Source organism: Rhizobium sp. BK602 (assembly GCF_014195095.1).
Classification (GTDB): domain Bacteria; phylum Pseudomonadota; class Alphaproteobacteria; order Rhizobiales; family Rhizobiaceae; genus Rhizobium.
This window is the reverse complement of the sequence record NZ_JACIBC010000002.1, coordinates 607,664-626,451: the sequence shown is the minus strand read 5'-3', so window position 1 is coordinate 626,451 and position 18,788 is coordinate 607,664. Positions and strand designations below refer to the sequence as shown.

At 62.2% G+C, this 18,788-nt stretch carries 22 protein-coding genes; 9 read left to right on the top strand and 13 right to left on the bottom strand.

Features of this window, described 5'->3' with window-relative positions:
• Positions 1 to 129 precede the first annotated feature (129 nt).
• The 4 genes from FHX11_RS08630 (at position 130) to FHX11_RS08615 (ending at position 3,693) form a co-directional block, all read left to right on the top strand.
• Positions 130 to 717, top strand: a complete 588-nt coding sequence (locus tag FHX11_RS08630) for a DUF1214 domain-containing protein (protein ID WP_184357000.1) — start codon at positions 130 to 132, stop codon at positions 715 to 717.
• Positions 710 to 1,258 (top strand): DUF1254 domain-containing protein, encoded by a 549-nt coding sequence (locus FHX11_RS08625; RefSeq protein WP_184356998.1) that lies wholly within the window; start codon positions 710 to 712, stop codon positions 1,256 to 1,258. The genes FHX11_RS08630 and FHX11_RS08625 overlap by 8 nt, the downstream gene beginning before the upstream one ends.
• An 811-nt stretch (positions 1,259 to 2,069) precedes the next feature.
• Positions 2,070 to 2,276 carry a hypothetical protein gene (locus FHX11_RS08620; protein WP_184356996.1) on the top strand — a complete coding sequence of 69 codons (207 nt, stop codon included), beginning with the start codon at positions 2,070 to 2,072 and terminating at the stop codon, positions 2,274 to 2,276.
• Between the two features lie 400 nt (positions 2,277 to 2,676).
• A complete protein-coding gene (locus FHX11_RS08615) occupies positions 2,677 to 3,693 on the top strand; it encodes a DUF2336 domain-containing protein (protein ID WP_348649689.1) in 1,017 nt (338 codons plus the stop codon).
• A gap of 8 nt (positions 3,694 to 3,701) precedes the next feature.
• On the opposite strand, the gene FHX11_RS08610 is transcribed toward FHX11_RS08615, so the two are convergent.
• From FHX11_RS08610 to FHX11_RS08600, 3 genes are read right to left on the bottom strand one after another with little or no spacing between them, the layout of a single operon-like run.
• On the bottom strand, positions 3,702 to 4,046 hold the full coding sequence (locus FHX11_RS08610) for a DUF1491 family protein (RefSeq protein ID WP_184356992.1): 345 nt from the start codon (positions 4,044 to 4,046) through the stop codon (positions 3,702 to 3,704).
• Positions 4,047 to 4,094: 48 nt separating this feature from the next.
• Entirely contained in the window at positions 4,095 to 4,931 is an 837-nt protein-coding gene (locus tag FHX11_RS08605; RefSeq protein WP_184356990.1) for a peptidoglycan-binding domain-containing protein, read from the bottom strand.
• Positions 4,903 to 6,480, bottom strand: a complete 1,578-nt coding sequence (locus tag FHX11_RS08600) for an ATP-binding protein (RefSeq protein ID WP_184356988.1) — start codon at positions 6,478 to 6,480, stop codon at positions 4,903 to 4,905. Before FHX11_RS08600 ends, FHX11_RS08605 begins: the two co-directional genes overlap by 29 nt.
• Positions 6,481 to 6,905: 425 nt before the next feature.
• On the opposite strand from FHX11_RS08600, the gene FHX11_RS08595 reads away from it, so the two are divergent.
• Together FHX11_RS08595 and FHX11_RS08590 are read left to right on the top strand one after the other, a co-directional pair.
• A complete protein-coding gene (locus FHX11_RS08595; RefSeq protein ID WP_184356987.1) occupies positions 6,906 to 7,367 on the top strand; it encodes a DUF5330 domain-containing protein in 462 nt (153 codons plus the stop codon).
• A 223-nt stretch (positions 7,368 to 7,590) separates the two neighbouring features.
• A complete protein-coding gene (locus FHX11_RS08590) occupies positions 7,591 to 8,013 on the top strand; it encodes a SufE family protein (RefSeq protein ID WP_184356986.1) in 423 nt (140 codons plus the stop codon).
• Between the two features lie 157 nt (positions 8,014 to 8,170).
• Here FHX11_RS08590 and FHX11_RS08585 read toward each other — a convergent pair whose 3' ends face one another.
• The 8 genes from FHX11_RS08585 to FHX11_RS08550 form a co-directional block, all read right to left on the bottom strand.
• Positions 8,171 to 8,599, bottom strand: coding sequence for a MucR family transcriptional regulator (locus FHX11_RS08585; protein WP_184356985.1), 429 nt, complete (start codon positions 8,597 to 8,599; stop codon positions 8,171 to 8,173).
• 544 nt (positions 8,600 to 9,143) lie between these two features.
• The gene (mnhG, locus tag FHX11_RS08580; RefSeq protein WP_184357528.1) at positions 9,144 to 9,500 is read right to left on the bottom strand and encodes a monovalent cation/H(+) antiporter subunit G; all 357 of its coding nucleotides are present in this window, start codon (positions 9,498 to 9,500) and stop codon (positions 9,144 to 9,146) included.
• Positions 9,497 to 9,877, bottom strand: coding sequence for a cation:proton antiporter (locus FHX11_RS08575; RefSeq protein ID WP_184356984.1), 381 nt, complete (start codon positions 9,875 to 9,877; stop codon positions 9,497 to 9,499). The genes mnhG and FHX11_RS08575 overlap by 4 nt, the downstream gene beginning before the upstream one ends.
• The gene (locus FHX11_RS08570) at positions 9,874 to 10,347 is read right to left on the bottom strand and encodes a Na+/H+ antiporter subunit E (RefSeq protein ID WP_184356983.1); all 474 of its coding nucleotides are present in this window, start codon (positions 10,345 to 10,347) and stop codon (positions 9,874 to 9,876) included. Before FHX11_RS08570 ends, FHX11_RS08575 begins: the two co-directional genes overlap by 4 nt.
• Positions 10,344 to 11,912, bottom strand: coding sequence for a Na+/H+ antiporter subunit D (locus FHX11_RS08565; RefSeq protein ID WP_184356982.1), 1,569 nt, complete (start codon positions 11,910 to 11,912; stop codon positions 10,344 to 10,346). The genes FHX11_RS08570 and FHX11_RS08565 overlap by 4 nt, the downstream gene beginning before the upstream one ends.
• Positions 11,913 to 11,916: 4 nt before the next feature.
• The gene (locus FHX11_RS08560; protein WP_184356980.1) at positions 11,917 to 12,294 is read right to left on the bottom strand and encodes a Na+/H+ antiporter subunit C; all 378 of its coding nucleotides are present in this window, start codon (positions 12,292 to 12,294) and stop codon (positions 11,917 to 11,919) included.
• Positions 12,294 to 12,713, bottom strand: a complete 420-nt coding sequence (locus FHX11_RS08555) for a Na+/H+ antiporter subunit B (protein ID WP_184356978.1) — start codon at positions 12,711 to 12,713, stop codon at positions 12,294 to 12,296. The genes FHX11_RS08560 and FHX11_RS08555 overlap by 1 nt, the downstream gene beginning before the upstream one ends.
• Entirely contained in the window at positions 12,710 to 15,085 is a 2,376-nt protein-coding gene (locus tag FHX11_RS08550; protein WP_184356976.1) for a putative monovalent cation/H+ antiporter subunit A, read from the bottom strand. Before FHX11_RS08550 ends, FHX11_RS08555 begins: the two co-directional genes overlap by 4 nt.
• A 238-nt stretch (positions 15,086 to 15,323) precedes the next feature.
• Here FHX11_RS08550 and msrB point away from each other — a divergent pair, with 238 nt between their 5' ends.
• Positions 15,324 to 15,737 (top strand): peptide-methionine (R)-S-oxide reductase MsrB, encoded by a 414-nt coding sequence (gene msrB / locus FHX11_RS08545; protein WP_184356975.1) that lies wholly within the window; start codon positions 15,324 to 15,326, stop codon positions 15,735 to 15,737.
• Positions 15,738 to 15,745: 8 nt separating this feature from the next.
• Here the strand turns inward: msrB and FHX11_RS08540 are convergent, their stop codons facing one another.
• A complete protein-coding gene (locus FHX11_RS08540; protein WP_184356974.1) occupies positions 15,746 to 16,252 on the bottom strand; it encodes a GNAT family N-acetyltransferase in 507 nt (168 codons plus the stop codon).
• 207 nt (positions 16,253 to 16,459) lie between these two features.
• Between FHX11_RS08540 and FHX11_RS08535 the strand changes: the two genes are divergently transcribed.
• The gene (locus FHX11_RS08535) at positions 16,460 to 16,975 is read left to right on the top strand and encodes a hypothetical protein (RefSeq protein WP_184356973.1); all 516 of its coding nucleotides are present in this window, start codon (positions 16,460 to 16,462) and stop codon (positions 16,973 to 16,975) included.
• On the opposite strand, the gene FHX11_RS08530 is transcribed toward FHX11_RS08535, so the two are convergent.
• Positions 16,950 to 17,618 (bottom strand): hemolysin III family protein, encoded by a 669-nt coding sequence (locus FHX11_RS08530; RefSeq protein WP_184356972.1) that lies wholly within the window; start codon positions 17,616 to 17,618, stop codon positions 16,950 to 16,952. The two genes, FHX11_RS08535 and FHX11_RS08530, sit on opposite strands and share 26 nt — an antisense overlap.
• Positions 17,619 to 17,861: 243 nt before the next feature.
• On the opposite strand from FHX11_RS08530, the gene FHX11_RS08525 reads away from it, so the two are divergent.
• Positions 17,862 to 18,728 (top strand): VOC family protein, encoded by an 867-nt coding sequence (locus tag FHX11_RS08525; RefSeq protein ID WP_184356971.1) that lies wholly within the window; start codon positions 17,862 to 17,864, stop codon positions 18,726 to 18,728.
• The last annotated feature ends 60 nt before the right edge of the window (positions 18,729 to 18,788 follow it).

The following is an 18,788-nucleotide window of genomic DNA, read 5'->3' as shown; positions in this document are numbered from 1 at the left end:
GGCATAACGCAATGCGTGATGGGCCTGTATTTCACGTCGCAACGACAGCAATCAACCGACTAACCCTTTCCCCTGCCGTCAGAATCAGGGATAAATCGCCACCTGATTGGTCATAAGGACGATCTTAGGGTGTTCCGGGTTCCCCTTCTTGTTGCGCTTTCGCTGGTGCTCGCCTTTGGCGGCGGGATCGTGTTCACGATTTTCGCGCTGGATGCGACATCGGGTTTCGGTGCGATCAAGCTCGGTGCTTGGCAGGCATTTCCGGACATGCACACGGCGGATGCCGACCCTTACGCCAAGTCACATCGCGCCCGCGCCGGCCGCTTGCTCTACGGCACGGCGGAGGGGCTGTCCTTCACCGCCTCCGAGGATGACGGCGGCGGGCGGCTGACGGCCGGCTGCACCTATCGCATCAGCGGGCAGACGCCGCCGGCGCGGCTGTGGACGCTGTTCATCGCCGGCAATGACGGCGAACCGTTACAGGCGTTGCCGGGCAGGCCCTCGGCGATCAATTCCTGGGTGGTGCTGCGCAATCCCGATTCAAGCTTCGTCATCACCGTTTCGCCGGAGGCGCAAGCCGGCAACTGGCTGGCGCTGCCGGCTTCCGGCAATGTCCGGCTGGTGTGGACGCTGCTCGACACACCGGCCGCCGGCAATTCCGGCCTGGTCGACCTGTCGATGCCGAAGCTCGAGAAAATCGGGTGCGGCCATGTTTAGGACCGTCTTCGCCATCCTGACCGGATTGCTCGGCGCTGCGCTGCTGCATCTGATCATCATCCTGTCCCTGCCGCATTTTTCCGACCGCGACGCCTATACCCGCATCGAGGACGAGGGCGACGAGAACCATTTCTATACGCTTGACGACAAGGATGACGATGCCGGGCTTTCCAACAGCGATCCCTATATCCGCACCGCTGTCTGCGCCTTCGATATCGGAACGCAGCCGATCCGCCTGACCGCCAAGGGCCAGGTGCCGTTCTGGTCGCTGTCCGTCTACGACGCCGCCTCCAACGAGGTGTTCAGCATGAGCGACCGCACCTCTGTCGGCGGCATGCTCGACCTGCTGCTCGCCTCGCCGATCCAGCTGACCGGCATCCGCAAGGCGCTGCCGCCGTCGCTCACGCAATCGATCCTCGTCGAGGTGCCGCGCGCCGAAGGTTATGTCGTGTTGCGCACCATGGCGCCCGAGGCAAGCTTCGACGATGCCGCCCGGAACTTCCTGTCGGAAGCCGGCTGCGATGCGTTCGACGGGCAATGACGATCAAATCGAAGGGCTGAAGAAAGCCGAGCGGCTGACCGCCGGCATATCGTGGTTCGAGCCGCGAAACCGGGGCCGCTCTGGCGGCGTGATGCCGGCTGGACAGGCCGACCTATATGCGGGCTATTTGCCCTTTGCCCGCTGGGGTCCTGCTCCCGGACGATGGGAGTCGACCTCAAGGCGCTCATAGCGCACGCCGGTGAAGAGAAGAATCTTCGCTTCGGCCGGCTCCTTCGGGACGCGCCGCGGTAACCGCGATCGTCGGTCCGAAAGGGATATGATCTTTGCCATTCTCGTCTCCATTTACAACCTGAGACGGATGAACTTGCGACTGATTTCACCCTGCCCGCCATTCGTGCGGGCTAGCGTGCCCTTCGATCTTTCCGCACCCGCGGAGCCGACAAAGGAGATGCACGCCTTCTCACGGTATTTCCTGGACACCGTGACATGGACGCCGAACTGTGGCTTCCATGCGAACCATCATGCGACCAAACTATGCAAATCGCCGTTTTCACCCGAATTCAGACATACTGTGGTTAACAGAATGCTAATCATTGCCACGCCCTGCCGCGAGCATGCGTGGCATCGTGGCTGATAAACGCGGAAGGGCTGAATTTGGTTTCATATGCGATATAAAAAATATATGAAGCGCATAGGCTGTAAAACATTGAAAAATCATACTATTAATCAATCTGAGCCGGATTTCCATGAATTTTCATGGCGGCCGCTCGTTGCAGAAAAGCGTCACGCAAATATTATTTGCGGTAACGAAAAATTAACGTAATGTAACGGGCGAAATAGAGGGCGGGCAATGTCAACGACGGCCAATTCCTTCTTCTCTCCCGAAGACGTCACCGTGCTGCGGGGCGCGCTCGATAGATGGTGCCTTGAGAAGAGGATAGACATCAGGAGCACCGAGGCCCAGTTCGCGGCAACGGCGGCGCTCGGCCTGTTTCAATCCGGATACAACACCTCCGAGAAGCTGCTCATGGCATTGCGCGAGCACAAGGGGCTTTGACGGACGTCCACGGAGAGAACCTCCGCCGTCGATCCGCCAACATCGGCGACAAATCTCCCATAGGTTGAAAAGCGCCAAACACCACATCGCCTTGGAATGTGACGGCAGGCCGGCTGCGGGCAAGGCTATCAAGGCGATCCGCAACAAATCCCGCCGAAAGCCGCCGCAAGTCTAACGCGCAGTTTTTATTTGGATTTTAATAAAGTTTTCACCAAGCGTTAACCCTGCACGCCTTACTCTTCCAACAAAGCCTGATCAGGACTGCCTACGACCCTTCCGGCACCCACAGCAGCGGGCGCGCAAGATCAAAGCGCATCTCGGCTCGGCGGAAGAAGGTTCGCGGATAGGCCCGGCGATCCGGCTCCCGTTCTTTGTTTCGCGTATCAGTATGGGTGTTGGCGTGCGTGACCGATTTCGAGATCTGGAAGAGCCAGCGACCGTCCGCAAGAAGGATGTGGTCCTGATGGCAACGGTCACCAGCTTCGAAGGCATGAACCATCCATCCAAGTCGGAGCTGCGTCAGTTTGCCGAGCTCTTTACGCCCCTCTTCCAGGCATCGAGCGACGAAGCAAAGCGCCAGGCGGTTGCAGCGCTTTCGCAATGCCCGACCGTGCCGCAGGCCGTCGCCCTCTTCATCGGCTGTCAACCGATCGCCATCGCCGCGCCGTTTCTGACCAGCTCGCAGGCGATCGACGACGACACGCTGATCACCATCGCCCGCACCCAGGGTGCGGCGCATGCAAAAGCCATCGTTCGCCGTTCCTCGCTCTCTCCGAAGGTCATCGATGCCCTCGTCAGCCTGCATCAGGCGGAGCCCGAACGCGGCATGACCATAGCCGAGACGGCAGCGGCCCAGCCAACGGCCGCGCTCGATCTCACGGCAAGCATTCCCGATCCCGAGGCCGAACGACTGGCCCGCGAGGAGGTCCTGCGGCAGAAGATCAAGCAGATCGCCCGCCATCTCGCCAGGGACGACACCGACCGGCTCGGTCTGCGCAATCTCTCCGACGCGCAGGAGGCCCTGCTGGTGCGGTTCGCCCGCGAGCGCGAGGCGCAGCAGTTCGCCGCCACGCTCGCCGATGCGCTGTCATCCAGCCGCTGGCTCGCCGAGCGCATCATGCTCGATACGTCCGGCCAGCAACTGGCGCTGACGCTGGTGAGCCTCGGCATGGGCTTTGCCGATGCCGTCTACGCGCTGGAGCGCTTCTATCCGCAGCTGGCCGAACGCCATGGCAGCGTCAGCCGCGCCTGGCTTGTCCTGGATGACATCGATGCCGAGGAGAGCCATGCGCGCGTCGAAGCCTGGCGCCGTGCCGACAGCTACACCTACCTGCCGCCGGAACAGAAGCGCGACGCACCGCTCTTCGGTCCCAGGGCCAGCCCGATCCGCGAGTTGCGCGTCGTCAGCCGGCGCTGAAGCGGGTTTTAACCTTGCTCGGCCAGCGGCACGATATCGCCGATATCGTCCGTCTCCAGCTCGATGATCCAAAGGTCTGGATCGAATTTCAGCTCCCGGTCGAGCATATGCCTGATCTCTTCGGGGTCCTTGCGCTCCAGGCGGATTTCGAACAGCCGCGCCCCGCTCTCTTCCTCATCGAAAAAGCTCTGTGGCGCCGGCGCGTAAAGCGTTTCCAGCCCGTCGCGAAAACGCTGGCGGATGAAGATCGCTCCCGCCGCATCCGAGCCCTTGTGTTCGACAGCGGCGAAATCGCCGCGGCCGAACAGGCGGCGGGTCAGGGCGGAAACGAAGATGTCGCTACGCAATCTCATGGCTGAGCTATAACGACCGGCCGCCGACAGGGCAATTGACGGCGCTCATCAAAGCGCGCCGATATCCTGCAGCTTCTTTAGGACGGCCATGTCGGGCTCGCCGGTTTCCGGCAGGCGGTAATGCTTCTGGAAACGGCGGATGGCCGCCTTGGTCTGCTCGCCGGCAACGCCGTCGACGCTGACATTGCTATAGGCGATGTTGCTCAGGCCCTTCTGGATCTGCATCACCATGTTGACGGTATTGACCGCGTCGTTCGGCGCGCTCTTGGGCGCGGCCCTGCTTTTGCCGACATCCTTCTCGGCGCTGCGGATGGCGGCGGCAACGGGATCGATGGCCGATGCATCCGCGGAGACGTTGACGGGCCGTTCGACAGGAACCGCGGCCACCGTCGGCTTGCTGACCGCGCGGGCGGCCGGGCTGGCAGCCGGAGCCGCAGCCGCGACGGCCTGCCGATCGGCGGTGGCAGCGTCCGGCGTTTCCGTGTCCTGCCGTTCGATTCGGAATGTCGTGACATTGCCGGCGTCGGCCTGCTGTGCGTTCAGGAAGGCTTTTCGACCCGGAATCTGGTAGGGAGCTGCCGGATCACGCGTGCGCAGCAGCGGCGACGGATGCGTGCCCGCCTGATACCAGAGTGCGTTGGCGGTGACGAAACCGAAGACCGCGACAAAGACCGCCACGCCGCCGGCCGCGGCCGGATGCCGGCCGACAACGCCACCGAACAGGTTGGCCAGCGCACCGGCACCGCGCACGCCAAGGCCACCCAGCGCGCCGGCGCCGCGCAGGCCAAGGCTGCCAACGGCAACCGCCCCCCGGGAAGCCAGGCCAGGCTGCTTGCGCCCGCCCCTGCCCTTTCCCTTAGGCGATTTTCGCTTTTGCGGGGCCATTCATCTCTTCCTCTTTTCGCTTTCCATTCATCTCCAGATTATGCTTCAGACGTGGCGGAAAATCGACCGTGCGGCTGGCATCCACAGGCTGCTGAGCCGTCACAACGCCGGAACCGTCGAGCGGGATAAGGATGGTGATCATCGTACCCTCGCCGGGAGCGCTGGCAATGGCAAAGCTGCCGCCATGCAATGCCACCAGCCCCTTGACCAGCGACAGGCCAAGGCCGGTGCCGGCATAGCGGCGGGTATAATCGTTCTGGATCTGCACGAAGGGCTGGCCGAGCGAGGCGAGCCGATCGGTCTCGATGCCGATGCCGGTATCGCTGACGCAAAGCTTCAGCATGCCATCGGCCATGGCCGCATCCACGGTCACCGCGCCGCCGGCATCGGTGAACTTGATGGCGTTGCCGACGAGGTTGATGAGAATCTGCTGGATGGCGCGCTGGTCGGCGACGATATCGCCGAGGCCGCGCTGCACGCGGCTCGTCAGCGTCAGCCCCTTTTCCTTCGCCTGCAGCGCCAGCATGGCTTCGCAGGCACCGATCGACGCTTCGATCGGGAAGGGTTCTGGCATGAGCTCGTAGCGGCCGGCCTCGATCTTGCTCATGTCGAGCATGGTGTTGACCACCGACAGCAGATGCGCGCCGGACTGACGGATCAGGCTGACATATTCGCGTTGTCTATTGTTTTCGAGCTTGCCGAAATATTCGCCGCTCAGAATGTCCGAAAAGCCGAGAATGGCATTGAGCGGCGTGCGCAGCTCGTGGCTGACGGCGGCCAGAAAGCGTGATTTGGCGTCATTGGCCGATTCCGCCTCGGCGGTCTTGCGAGCCGCCTCGTCGCGCAGCCGCTGATCGTCGGAAATATCGCGCGACTGGCTGACGATCCCCGTCAGCCGTCCCTCGCCATCGCGCCGCGCGCTCATCTCCATGCGGATATGAATGAACTGATCGCTGCCTTCGACAACGGCGGAGCGTTCCAGACGCAGATCGACGCTGAGGCCATCGCGTCCCTGGCGAAGCGTATCGACGGCCTGCAGGAAGAGAATGCGATCGGAGATGTGGACCTGCTCGATGAGGCCGCGGCCGGTGGGATCGCGCATCCAGCTCAGGAATTCGGCACGATCGCGGCCGCCGATGGCGGTGACGCTGCCTTGCGGATCGAACAGGAGAACGAGACCGCTGGCAGCCTCCAGCATCAGATCGCGATGTTCGACGACGACGGCCTCGACGGCTGTCGAAACGGGCCGCAGGCGTGAAAGGGCGATGCTGCCGACGGCGGAGAACAGGAAAGCGGCGCAGACGGTGGCAACGCCGGCCGGCAGCGCCACGGCCGGGCTGGTGATGAAGGAGAGACCCGCCGGAACGGCGACGAGCGCCACGGAGGAGGCAAGCGCGAGCCGGCGCAGGATCGTCAACTCCTGTCCACGGACCTCGCCGTTCCCGCTTGTCCGGGAGAGCCAGCTTTCGCCTGCCCGGTCCACGAGGGCTCCTGCCCTGCCAGCCATGTTACTCAATACGCGCACACCAAAACCCGCACAAACGGTCATTTATCGAGGTTCACAATAGGCCCTGGCGACTTAAGGAAAGAATAAAGGACGGGCATGGGGATCGGCCGAAAAGGCTCGAAAGTCCCGTTTTGACGCACATGATAAGACCTTTGAGTTTTGTGGTTAACAGCGGGTAAGCAACGGATTTTATTTATATTTCCGTTTCGCATTAACTTTTTGGACGCGCCCGGCGGCCGCAAAGCCCTGGAGATCAAGCAGATCGCGGGAGACATGCTTAACAGCAATCGCTACAATTCGAACCAAATAGGCTTCAAATTCCGAAAGCTAAAATTTGAATCAAATTTGCCGAAAATGCATCCAAGTTTTGAAAAGCGATGTTGTCCTCTGCCGAATAGGGTCTGGGCAACGTCGGATCAATGGATTCGAATCGGTGGCAAGACCGAACGAACAGGATGGGCAAGGCAATGTGGTTTCTCATTAGGACGGGGTTCTGGTTCTCACTGGTCCTCATGTTCCTGCCGATCTTCGCCAAGCCGCAGGGCGATCCCCGGCCGGCGGGCGAACCGCAGGTGCAGGTTTCCGACGCGCTGTCGGCTGCCTCCGGCGTGATGCAATATGTCGGTTCCATGTGCACCGAGAAGCCCGACGTCTGCCTGAAGGGCGGCGAAACACTGACTGCGCTGGGATATCAGGCCCGTGACGGCGCCCGCGTCGCCTATGACCTGCTCGGCCAGCATTTCAAGGACCAGAAGCCGGCCGAACAGGCCGCGACCGCTCCCGCCGCCAGCCATGAGCAGGCAGCCGCCGAAACTCAGCCCATGCCCCCGAGGCGCGTGGCCGGCACCCAGACCGCGGATGCCGTCGTCACCGGCACGGTCAGGCTACCCTCCTTCATTCCGGTGCCTTTGCCGAAGCCTCGCACCTGACATGTCTTCCCTGAAACCTGCCCCGCGCCGTGAGCCCGACCGCTCACGGCGATCTTTTTTGCCACGGGTTCAAATCATCGACCATTTCACTTATATGCAGGCAATAGAGCAATTCCTGGAAAAGTGCGCAGCGATTTTCCGCCCGGAATTGCGTAAAATAGAAAGTTGGAGTGTTTCAGCGCTCTTGAGGTGCTGAAACACTCCGGACAATTGGACCGGCAGAATGGCGACGCTTGAGCAGATCATTGAGGATTTCTCCTTCCTGGACGACTGGGAGGACCGCTATCGCTATGTGATCGAACTCGGCAAGGCATTGCCCGATCTTCCGGAAGAGAAGCGCACGCTGGAAAACAAGGTCCAGGGCTGCGCCAGCCAGGTCTGGCTCGTGACGCATGCTGCGGGAGATCCGGACAATCCGGTCCTGACCTTCGAGGGCGATTCCGACGCGCATATCGTGCGCGGACTGGTGGCCATCGTGCTTGCCACCTATTCCGGCAAGCCGGCCTCCGAGATCGCCGCGCTGGACGCGCTCGACGTCTTCGGCAAGATCGGCCTCGTCGAACATCTCTCGTCGCAACGTGCCAATGGATTGCGCTCGATGATCAAGCGTATCCGCGAGGAAGCGCGCATTCGCGCCGCTGCATAGCGGTTCAATCCTTCACGGAATCACTGAACCGCTCATGCTGTTGTATCAACGCAATTGCGGACGGAAAACCGCTGCACACTTTTGCGCGACATGTTCCAAGACACAAAAAACCCGGCTCGAAAGCCGGGTTTTTTCTTTGCGGCTTCGGTTGGGAACCTCAGCGGCCACGCTTGCGGCGCTGGCCGAGACCCATTTCCTTCGCAAGGCGCGAACGGGCTTCGGCATAGGCGGGCGCGACCATCGGGTAATCGGCCGCCAAGTCCCACTTCTCACGATATTCTTCTGGCGAAAGGCCATGATGGGTCATCAGGTGGCGCTTCAACGACTTGAAGCTGCCGCCGCATTCCAGGCAGGTGATCTGGTCGTCCTGTACCGACTTGCGAACGGATACGGCCGGCTTCTGCTTTTCTACCACGGTGACGGCAGGTGCCGGAGCCGAGGTGTTGCTCAAAGCAGAATGCACGTCGGAAATCAGGTTCGGAAGGTCGGTGACCGGCACTACATGATTGCTGACATAGGCCGCCACGATGTCGGCAGTCAGTTCAACCAGCAAATCCTGGCCATTGCCAAGGGCCGTATCTGTCATTTTGTTCTCCTGTTCATCGGCTTGCTTACCGCGCCAACGTCTCCAGCGGAGCACGTAAAGACACGGCATTCCTCATGATCCGTGCATAGTCCCGGCGAAAACCGATGTGATTTTCGAGGCCTGTGCACTGGACAATCCGCACGGGCGCATTGTCCATATTCGTAGCAGCCATCAGCAAAAAACGGGGTATTTCATGCCATTTGCCCCGCAATTCGAAATCCACCCCTAGATTTCGCACTACGGAACCCGCTTTTATACCGTCCAATGATAGAATCAGTGATGACGGAGATAGGTCCGCCAAACCTTAACCGAAAATAAGTTTTGCCCACTGCTGCTTGAAGGAAAGATCAGAACATTAGGCACTTAATTCCGGCCGAGACTAATTCAACATCAGAACTCTACTTCAATGTGAATTATCACTCTTTACCCAAAAGTCCAGTTTTTAATTCTATCAATTCTTCGCAAAATGCTCATCTATTAAAAATAGGTAACTAAGAACTAGAATTGTATTCCCACCACAGCAATCCTTGCGTTTGTTAGCGCTTCATTTTGTACGACTGCCATTCCGTTGTGCTCTCGTCAGATCATCGCGAACAGATGGCGGCGTCAACCGATAGCCGGCTTTATGCGCGGCACGTGCAAGAAGATGGGCTGAAATTGGCGCAGTCAAGACGAAGAAGACGAAACCAGCGAGCGCCCGCGCGAAAATAGAAAAATCCTGTGAATGGACGCCGACCGCAAGCAGCAACAGGCCGGAACCGACCGTGCCGGCTTTCGAGGCGGCATGCATGCGGCTGTAGAGATCCGGCAGGCGAACGATACCGATCGCGGCAACCAGTGCGAACAGGGCGCCGGCCAAAAGCAGGGTGGCGACGACGACGGCTGCGAGCAGTTCCATTATCGCCCTCCCTTTTTTGTCCGCGCATCCTTGCGGGCCTTTTTGGCCTTTGGCTTCACCGCCTCGCCCGCCGCAGACACGCCTTGCCGTTCGGCTTCACGCGCCGCGCCCTGGCTCAGGATGAAACGGGCGAAGGCAACGGTGGCGAGAAAGCCGACAAGGCCCAGTGAGATGGCGATATCGATATAGAGGGTGAAGCCGGTCTTGATGGCGATGACGGCGATGAAGCCGATGGCGACGGCGACCAGCATGTCGAGCGCCAGCACCCGGTCCGGCAGGCTCGGCCCGGCGACGACGCGATAGACGGTGAGCAGGAAGGCCAAGGCAAGAATGCCGAGCGCCACCATGGCGGCGGCCGAGACGATGGCGGCACCGGTCATCGGAACGCCTCCATGATCCGGCGTTCAAAGCCATCGGCGATGCTGCGTTTCGTCGCTTCCGGATCGGAACAGTCGAGCGCGTGCACATAGAGCGTCTTGCGGTCGTCGGAGACGTCGACCGAAAGCGTGCCGGGGGTAAGCGTGATGAGGTTGGCGAGCAGCGCGATCTCGAAGTCGCGGTCGACGGTCAGCGGAAAGGCGAAGATGCCGGGCTTCACATCCAGTCTCGGGCTCATCACGGTGACGGCAACGGTCCAAGCGGAATTGGCGAGTTCGCGCAGGAACAGAAACAGCAGTGCGACAATCCGCCTGATACGGCCGAGATAGAGCACGCCGCCATAGGATTGCCGCACGATCGCCAGCGCCAGTGCCGCGAGAACGAAGCCGAAGACGAGGTTGACGAAGGAGGCACTGCCGGTGATGGCGGCCCAGACGATGGCAAGCAGAAGGTTGAACACGAACAGGATCATTGTGTCCCCGCCCCTCCCGGAAAGACCGAATGCAGATAGGCTGAAGGATCCTCAAGGCCAAGCGCGGCCCGCTGCGTCAAATGCAGGAGCGGCTCGGGGAAAAGGCCAAAACCGATCACCAGGGCGGCCAGGACGGCGATCGGCAAGTTGGCCTGCCAGGCGATGGGTTCCGACGCGACGACCGCGTCCTGCTGGGTTCTCGGACGCCAATAGGCCAGCAGGAAGACGCGGCCGAATGCGATGGTGGTGAGAAAGCCGGTCAGGAGGATCGCGGCGGCGAGCCACCAGGCACCGCTGTCGAGCGCGGCCTTGACCAGCACGACCTTTGGCCAGAAGCCGGAAAAGGGCGGCAAGCCGCTGGCGGCGAAAAACAGCACCAGCGACAGGCCGGCGAACCAGCTGCTTTGCCGATAAAGCCCGCCGAGCCCATGGAGCGAGAAGCCGCCGCCAAGACGCGCCGCCTGTCCCGACAACAGATAGAGCGCCGTCATCAGCACCATCGAATGCAGCGCATAGAAGATCGCGCCGCCAAGACCGCCGGCGCTGCCGAGCGCGACGCCCGCAAGCATCGTGCCGATGCCTGAAATGACGACATAGCCGAGCAGGCGGCGCAGATCGCTTTCGCCGAGCGCGCCGAGGACACCGGCAAGCATGGTTGCGATGGCGACCGTCGCGATGAGCGGCGCAAGCCCGGCACTTTCGGCCGGCAGCAGCATGACCAGCACCCGGATCAGCGCATAGATGCCGACCTTGGTCAGCAGGCCGGCGAACAGCGCGGAGACGGTGATACGCGGCGTATGATAGGAGGCCGGCAGCCAGAAATTGACCGGAAAGGCGGCAGCCTTCATCCCGAAAGCCAGCAGGAACAGGCCGGCCAGCGTCATCAGCGGCGCCTCGCTGTCTGGTGTCTTCGCCTTCATGGCGATGTCGGCCATGTTGAGCGTGCCGAAGACGGCGTAGAGATAGCCGACGGAGACGAGGAACAGCGTCGTGGCGATGAGGTTCAGCACCGCATATTTCAGGGCGCCGTCGATCTGCTCCCGTTCCGAGCCGAGGATCAGCAGGCCGAAGGACGAGATCAGCAGCACTTCGAACCAGACATAGAGATTGAAGACATCCCCGGTGAGGAACGCGCCGCTGACGCCGGCAAGCAGCAGCATCAGGAAAGGGAAGAAGCCGTAACGGCGGCCGCTGGTGGTGATTTCGCCGAGCGCGTAGAGGCTCCCCGCCAGCGCCACGATGGCCGCGGCGAGCGCCATCACCGCGCCGAAGAGATCGACGCTGAAGGCAATGCCGAAGGGCGGGAGCCAGCGGCCCATGACCATGGTCAGCGGTCCCTCGGCAGCGACCTTACACAGCAGGGCAAGGTCCGCCAGCACCAGGACGACCAGGCCGGGGATGGCGATCCAGCCATGCAAGGCGGTGCGATCGCGCAGCATCAGCAGCAGCGCGCCGAGGCCGATGCAGAGCACCACCGGCAGGATGACCAGCCAATGCGCCGCCGCCACCGGCGCGGTCACCAGCGCGGCGGAAAGATCGATAGCGGTGTTTGCAGGTGCCGCCATGCCGTCAGTACCCCAAAGGCGGCAGCGGCCGCTCGTCCGGTTCCGCCACCCGCATCTCGCCGGTATCGTCGGTGCGCAGGTCCTGATAGGCGCGGTAGGTGAGCACCAGCAGGAAGGCGAGGAAAGAGAAGGAAATGACGATCGCCGTCAGGATCAGGGCCTGCGGCAACGGATTGGCGGCCTCCATGCCGAGCGTGTCGGCCCCGGCCGCAATGATCGGCGGCACCTCGCGCGTCACCCGGCCGGCGGTGAAGAGCAGCAGGTTGACGGCGTTGCCGAGAATGGCGATGCCGAGCATGATACGGATCGAAAAACCCGACAGCATCAGGTAGATCGCGACCGCGAAGAACAGGCCGACGAGGACGGCGAAGACAGCCTCCATCACTCCACCTCCCGCTCCTCGAGCGCCAGCGCGATCGAGGTGATGGCGCCGACGACGACCAGATAGACGCCGGTGTCGAACAGCATGACGCTGGAGAGCGGCACCTCGACGCCGAACAGATGCGGATAGATCCACAGCCCGGTCATGAAGGGCACGCCGAAGAAGACCGACAGCAGCCCGGCGACCGTCGCCGCCAGCAGGCCGAAGCCGGCGATCGCCAGCGGATGGAAGACGATGGCGCGGCGCACCGCCGTGACGCCACAGGCAATACCATAGATCGCAAAGCCCGAGGCGGCGATCAGACCGCCGATGAAGCCGCCGCCGGGCTCGTTATGGCCGCGCAGCAGTACGAAAACGGAAAAGAGCAGCATCAGCGCCGTCAGGAAGGGCGCGGCCGTGCGGAAGATCAGCGTGTTCATCGGCGCTCCGCCTCCATCTTTTCTTCCAGATCAGGATCGTTGGCCGCAAGCTTGCGCTCGCCGCCGGCGCGGATGCGGATCAGCGCCAGGATGGCAAGGCCGGTGATGGTGACGACGGCGATCTCGCCGAGCGTATCCGTGCCGCGGAAATCGACGATGATGACGTTGACGACATTGGCGCCATGGGCGATCAGCTTGGAATATTGATTGAAGAAGGCCGTCAGCGTCAGGTCGAAGGGTGCCTGCGTCGCCTTCAGCAACAGCAGCCCGAAACCGAGGCCGCAAGCGACGGCGAGCGCCGCATGCCAAAGCATCCGCAGCGGCGGACGGCGATCCGAAGCCGAAAGCCGCAGCCGCGTCATGACCAGCGCCAGGATGACGACGGAAAGCGTCTCCACCATGAACTGGGTGAAGGACAGGTCCGGCGCACCGAACAGCAGGAAGATGACCGCCACGGCAAAGCCCTGGATGCCGAGCGATACGATCGCCGTCAGCCGGTCGCGGGCGAGGACGACGGCGCCGAGGCCGATGATGGCGATCAGGAAGATCGCCGCCTCATGCCATTGCAGGTCGGGCCAGGAGGGCGCGACGGGCAATTCGCCATGGAGCACCGGCGGCACCAGCAGCATGGCCGCAAGGCAAAGGAAGGTCACGGCGATATAAATCTCCAGCCGACCCGGCTGCAGGACGCGCGAGACGGCATGCGACAGGCGCACCAGCCCGGACATGAAGGCATCGAAGCCGCGATCCGGCCCCGGTCCGAGATGGCGCAGCACCGCCGACATCAGGAAGCGGGCGCGGTCGAGCTTCCAGTAGACGAAAATGCCAGCCAGCACGGTCAATATCGAGAGCGCCAGCGGCAGGCCGATATGGGGAGCGAGCGAGACCGATATCTCCATCGCCTTGCCGCTGACGGCACTCGCCATCGGCGAGGAGACATAACTATGCCAGGGGCCGGAGGCGATGGCGGCAGCGAGGCCGAGGATGGCCAGCACGACCGGGCCGAGCCAGAGCAAGGGCGGCGCCTCGTGCGGATGCCTGGGTGTCTCGACGCGCGTGCCGAGGAACGGCTTTAGGGCCACGGCGAAAGCGATGGCGAACATCAGCGCATTGCCGGCAACCGCGATGACCGTCAGCACGACCGGCCAGGGAGACGCACCGGCCAGCGCGGCATAGATTTCCTCCTTGGCAAGGAAGCCGAAGGCGGGCGGCAGGCCGCCCATGGAAATCGCCGCCACGAGGGCCGCGGCGAAGGTCAGCGGCATGGCATTCCGCAGGCCGCCGAGCCGGGTGATGTCGCGCGTCCCGGTCTCGTGGTCGACGATGCCGGCGACCATGAACAGGGCGCCCTTGAACAGCGAATGCGCCACCAGATAGAGCACGGCGGCTTCCACCGCATAATCCGTGCCGAAGCCGGTCAGCAGCACCAGCAGGCCGAGCGAGGAGACGGTGGTATAGGCGAGCTTCAGCTTCAGGTCGGTCTGGCGGATGGCGAGCAGCGTGCCGACCAGAAGCGTCGCGGCGCCGAAGACAGGCAGGATCGTCTGCCATGCCGTCGTGCCGCCCATGACCGGATTGAGGCGCATCAGCAGATAGACGCCGGCCTTCACCATGGTCGCGGAATGCAGATAGGCCGACACCGGCGTCGGCGCTTCCATGGCATTGGGCAGCCAGAAATGGAAAGGAAATTGCGCCGACTTGGTGAAGGCGCCGCCGAGGACCAGGATCAGCGCCGCAAGATAGAGCGGGCTTTCGCGCAGGACGCCGCCGGCCTTCAGCAAGCCGGACAGATCGGCGACGCCAGTGGCCTGCCAGATCAGAAGCAGGCCCGCAAGCAGCAGCAGCCCTCCCCCGCCGGTGACGACCAGCGCCTGCAGCGCGGCTCGGCGCGATGCCTCGCGCTGATGATCGAAGCCGATCAGCAGGAAGGAAGTGATCGAGGTGAGTTCCCAGAAGACGAACAGGGTCAGGAAGCTGTCCGATACGACAAGGCCGAGCATCGAGCCCATGAACAGGAAGATGAAGGACAGGAAGCGTCCCTGATCCGCATGCCCGTTCAGATAACCGCCGGCATAAAGCACGATCAGCGTGCCGATCCCGGTGATCAGCAGCGCGAAGGTCAGCGACAGGCCATCGAGCAGCCAGGAAAAACGCAAGGCCAGGCTCGGCACCCAATCGAGGCCGCCCTGGATGCTGGAACCGGCGGAAATCGTCGGAAGGAAACCGGAAAAATGCAGGAAGGCGAGCGCGGGAAGCAGGGCCAGCGGCCAGGCCGCGTTGTGACCGAGACGACGAACGGCAACGGGGGCAATGATCGCACCGAGAAAGGGCAGACACAAAGCCAGGAATGTCAGGCCGGTGACACTGGCCATGTCTTCTCCCTGCTGAACGATCGCACGATCCGGCATGGCCGGAAGTCCTTTCTGGGATAGGACAAAGGTTGAACCGCCTCAAGCCCTGCGTGAGGAAAGCTGGAAGTAACCCACTGGAATTGTACTTCAACGGCACGATCCGGCGATTGAACAACCATTCGGAAACGCCACATTATATTGGAGGGATATTGGTAGGAATCCGTCTCGTGTGCCGGGACGGCGGGAAAGGATGGCGCGCATGTCCGTTACGATGACCAAGCCGAAAATCGAAAAGACCGATGCCGAATGGCGGGAGCAATTGACGCCGGAGCAATATCGCGTGACCCGGCAGCATGGCACCGAGCGGGCCTTTACCGGCCCCTATTGGAATTCGTTTGAAACCGGCCTCTATCGCTGTGTCTGCTGCGATGCGCCGCTCTTCCGCTCCGACACCAAGTTCGACGCCGGCTGTGGCTGGCCGAGTTATTTCGAGCCGGTCTCGCCCGAGGCGGTGACGGAATATCGCGACGATTCCTACGGCATGGTGCGCACCGAGATCCGCTGCGGCGCCTGCGAGGCGCATCTCGGCCACGTCTTCCCCGACGGCCCGCCGCCGACCGGGCTGCGCTATTGCATCAACGGCCATGCCATGGTGTTCGAGGCGGAAGGATAACCCGCCCGTCAGGCCCCGATGCGCAATTCCATGCAGGTCAGGTCCAGCCAGCGACCGAACTTGGTGCCGACTTCGGAAAACTGCCCGGCGATGCGAAAGCCCAGCTTCTCGTGCAGGCGGATGGAGACGGTGTTGCCGGTCTCGATCGCCGCGATCATGACATGGACATCGCCATTGTCGGCGCGGCTAATCAACTCGCGCAGAAGGCCCTCGCCGATGCCGAGACCGCGATGATCCTTGTCGACATAGATGGAGTTTTCGACCGTGTGGCGATAGCCGTCGAAGGCACGCCAGTCGCCATAGGAGGCATAGCCGGCAACCTTGCCGTCCTTCTCAGCGACGACGACCGGAAACCCCCGCGCCCTGCGCGCCTTCAGCCACTCGATGCGATTGTCGATGTCGACGAGCGTATCGTTCCAGATGGCGGTCGTGTGCGCGACGGCATGATTGTAGATTTCGCAAATCGCGGGCAGATCGGCCTCGGTCGCATCGCGAAGCAGCACGGCTCGGTCCATAATCGCCTCATCCGGTTGTTCTTGAGACAGACTGCGGCATTACTCCGCGATATCGACGAAGTAAATCCGCCATTCCTGCATGGCTCGCAATGAAGCTGTAACGAATTGGCGCTATTTTTCGAGCGATTCTGAGAATCGCTATGGAATTTCTGCTGAAAAATGCGCTATTCCTAGCTGGTTTGCAGATCCCGCCTCCCGGAAACCGCAATGCTCGCGCGCCTGACCATCCTGTTGCTTCTTTCCGCCGTGCCGGCGCAAGCCGCCGACTGGTGGTCCTATGACAATGCGCGCTTCGGCTATGCGATCGAACTGCCGTCGGAATTCCACCTTTCCGCCCGCTCCGACAATAGCGACGGGCTGACGCTGACGCCGGCGGATCAATCCGCAAGGCTGCTCGTGTTCGGCGCCAACATTCTGAATGGCGACTTCGCGACGGAAGCGAATATCCGCGTGGCTCGGGCCAGGGACGAAGGCTGGCAGATCTCCTATTCGAAATCGACCTCGCGCGGCATCAGCTTCTCGGGCACACGGCAGGGGCACATCGTCTATGTGCGCGGCGTGGCCCTTTGCAACGGTGCCGCCGCCTTCTTCCAGATGGATTATCCGAAGGCCGCCATGCAGCGCTACGACGCCGTGGTCATGCGGCTGGTGCGCAGCCTGCGCCCGACGACGAAATGCGCGCCGACGACCCAGATCGTCAAAAGCTTTCCGGTGACAGGCTGAAGCAGGTGAAAACCGCGGAATAGTGCACGGCGGCGGCGGAGATGACGAAGCCGTGCCAGATGGCGTTCTGGAAACGCAGCTTCTCCCAGACATGGAAGATCACGCCCAGCGAATAGATGATCCCGCCGATCACGATCAGCAGCATCGAGGCGGAGGGGATATGCATGGAGACCGGCTTGGCCACCAACACGCCGCTCCAGCCCATGGCGAGGTAGAGCAGGATCGCCAGCCGGTCGTAACGGCCGGGAAAGAAGCATTTCAGCGCAATGCCGCAGGCGGCGAACACCCACATCGCGATCAGCGTGGCAAACAGCAGGGGATCGGCGGCGCCGCGTTCGAGAAACGGCGTATAGGTGGCGGCGATCAGCACGAAGATGGCGGAATGGTCGAAGCGCCGCAGGAACCACTTGGTCGGCGAGACCGGCCAGAGATTATAGGTGAAGGACATGGCAAGCGTCAGCACGAGGCCGACGCCGTAGATCCAGGCGGCGGCGATCTCGCCATGGGAACTCCAGACCGTCGCATAGAAGATCAACGCCGTCGCACCGATCAAGGCGAACACCACGCCGACACCGTTGACGATGCTGTCGGCGATCACCTCATATCGATCATAGGCCCAACGGATACCCTTGAACTCGGTCATATACTCGCTTCCAACCCTGTCGCCTTGATCGTTGCATCTCATCACCATGGAAGCAATCGCCAGAAGCGGTTGGGTCGATAAATCTTCATGACCGGGGAGCGGATCGAGTGATTATCGTCAACGAATTACGAACGCTCAATCCGCAATTTCTGACCTTCTGTGAACAATCGGAATCCGCCATATAGGCGATCAAGTACAGTGGGCGGGTTGCCCCTTTTCCCATGATCGAAGGCTGGATACGCAATGACTGAAATCGCCCCTTCCTACGCGCTGACGCGCCCCGCCTATGTCGGCCAGTCGCACCTCGTCGTCACCGACCTGGCGCAGGTGTCGGGCTTCTATCAGGACATGCTCGGCCTGAAGGTCATCGAAAAGACGGCCAGCGGCGAGGTGCTGGGCGTTGCCGGCCAGCCGCTGCTGACGCTGACGACGGACCGCGCCGCCCAGCGCGCGCCACAGACGGCCGCCGGCCTGTTCCATACCGCCTTCCTGCTGCCGAGCCGCGTCGAGCTGGCCCGCTGGCTGCGGCATGCCGCGCACAACAATGTCGTCCTCGAAGGCGCATCCGACCATATCGTCAGCGAGGCGATCTATCTTTCCGATCCGGAAGGCAACGGCATCGAGATCTATGCCGACCGGCCGCATGATCAATGGACCTTCCATGGCGACGGCACGGTCGAGATGGCAACGCTCAGGCTCGATCTGCAGGCGCTTTACGAGAGCGCCCCGCAGGATCGCTGGGACGGCATGGCGGATGGTTCGGCGATCGGCCATATCCATCTGCAGGTCGGCGACGTCGCGGAGGCGAACGCTTTCTATCGCGACGTGCTCGGCATGAAGGTGATGGCGGCGCGCTATCCCGGCGCGACCTTCCTCGCAACCGGCGGCTATCACCATCACCTCGGCGCCAATACCTGGAACAGCCGCGGCGCCGGTGTCCGCTCCGAGCAGATGACCGGCCTCTCCGACTACACGCTGCGCTTCAACGACAGGCAGGCGCTCGATAAGGCGGTCGCCGAACTCGACGCGCACGAGATCAAGACGGAAAAGCGCGACGGCGGTGTTTCCCTGCGCGATCCATGGGGGATCGGCCTCAATCTGATCGCCTGATCGCAACCATAGATCGATTATCGAAGGCCCGTTCCGGAACCGGAACGGGCTTTTCGCGTT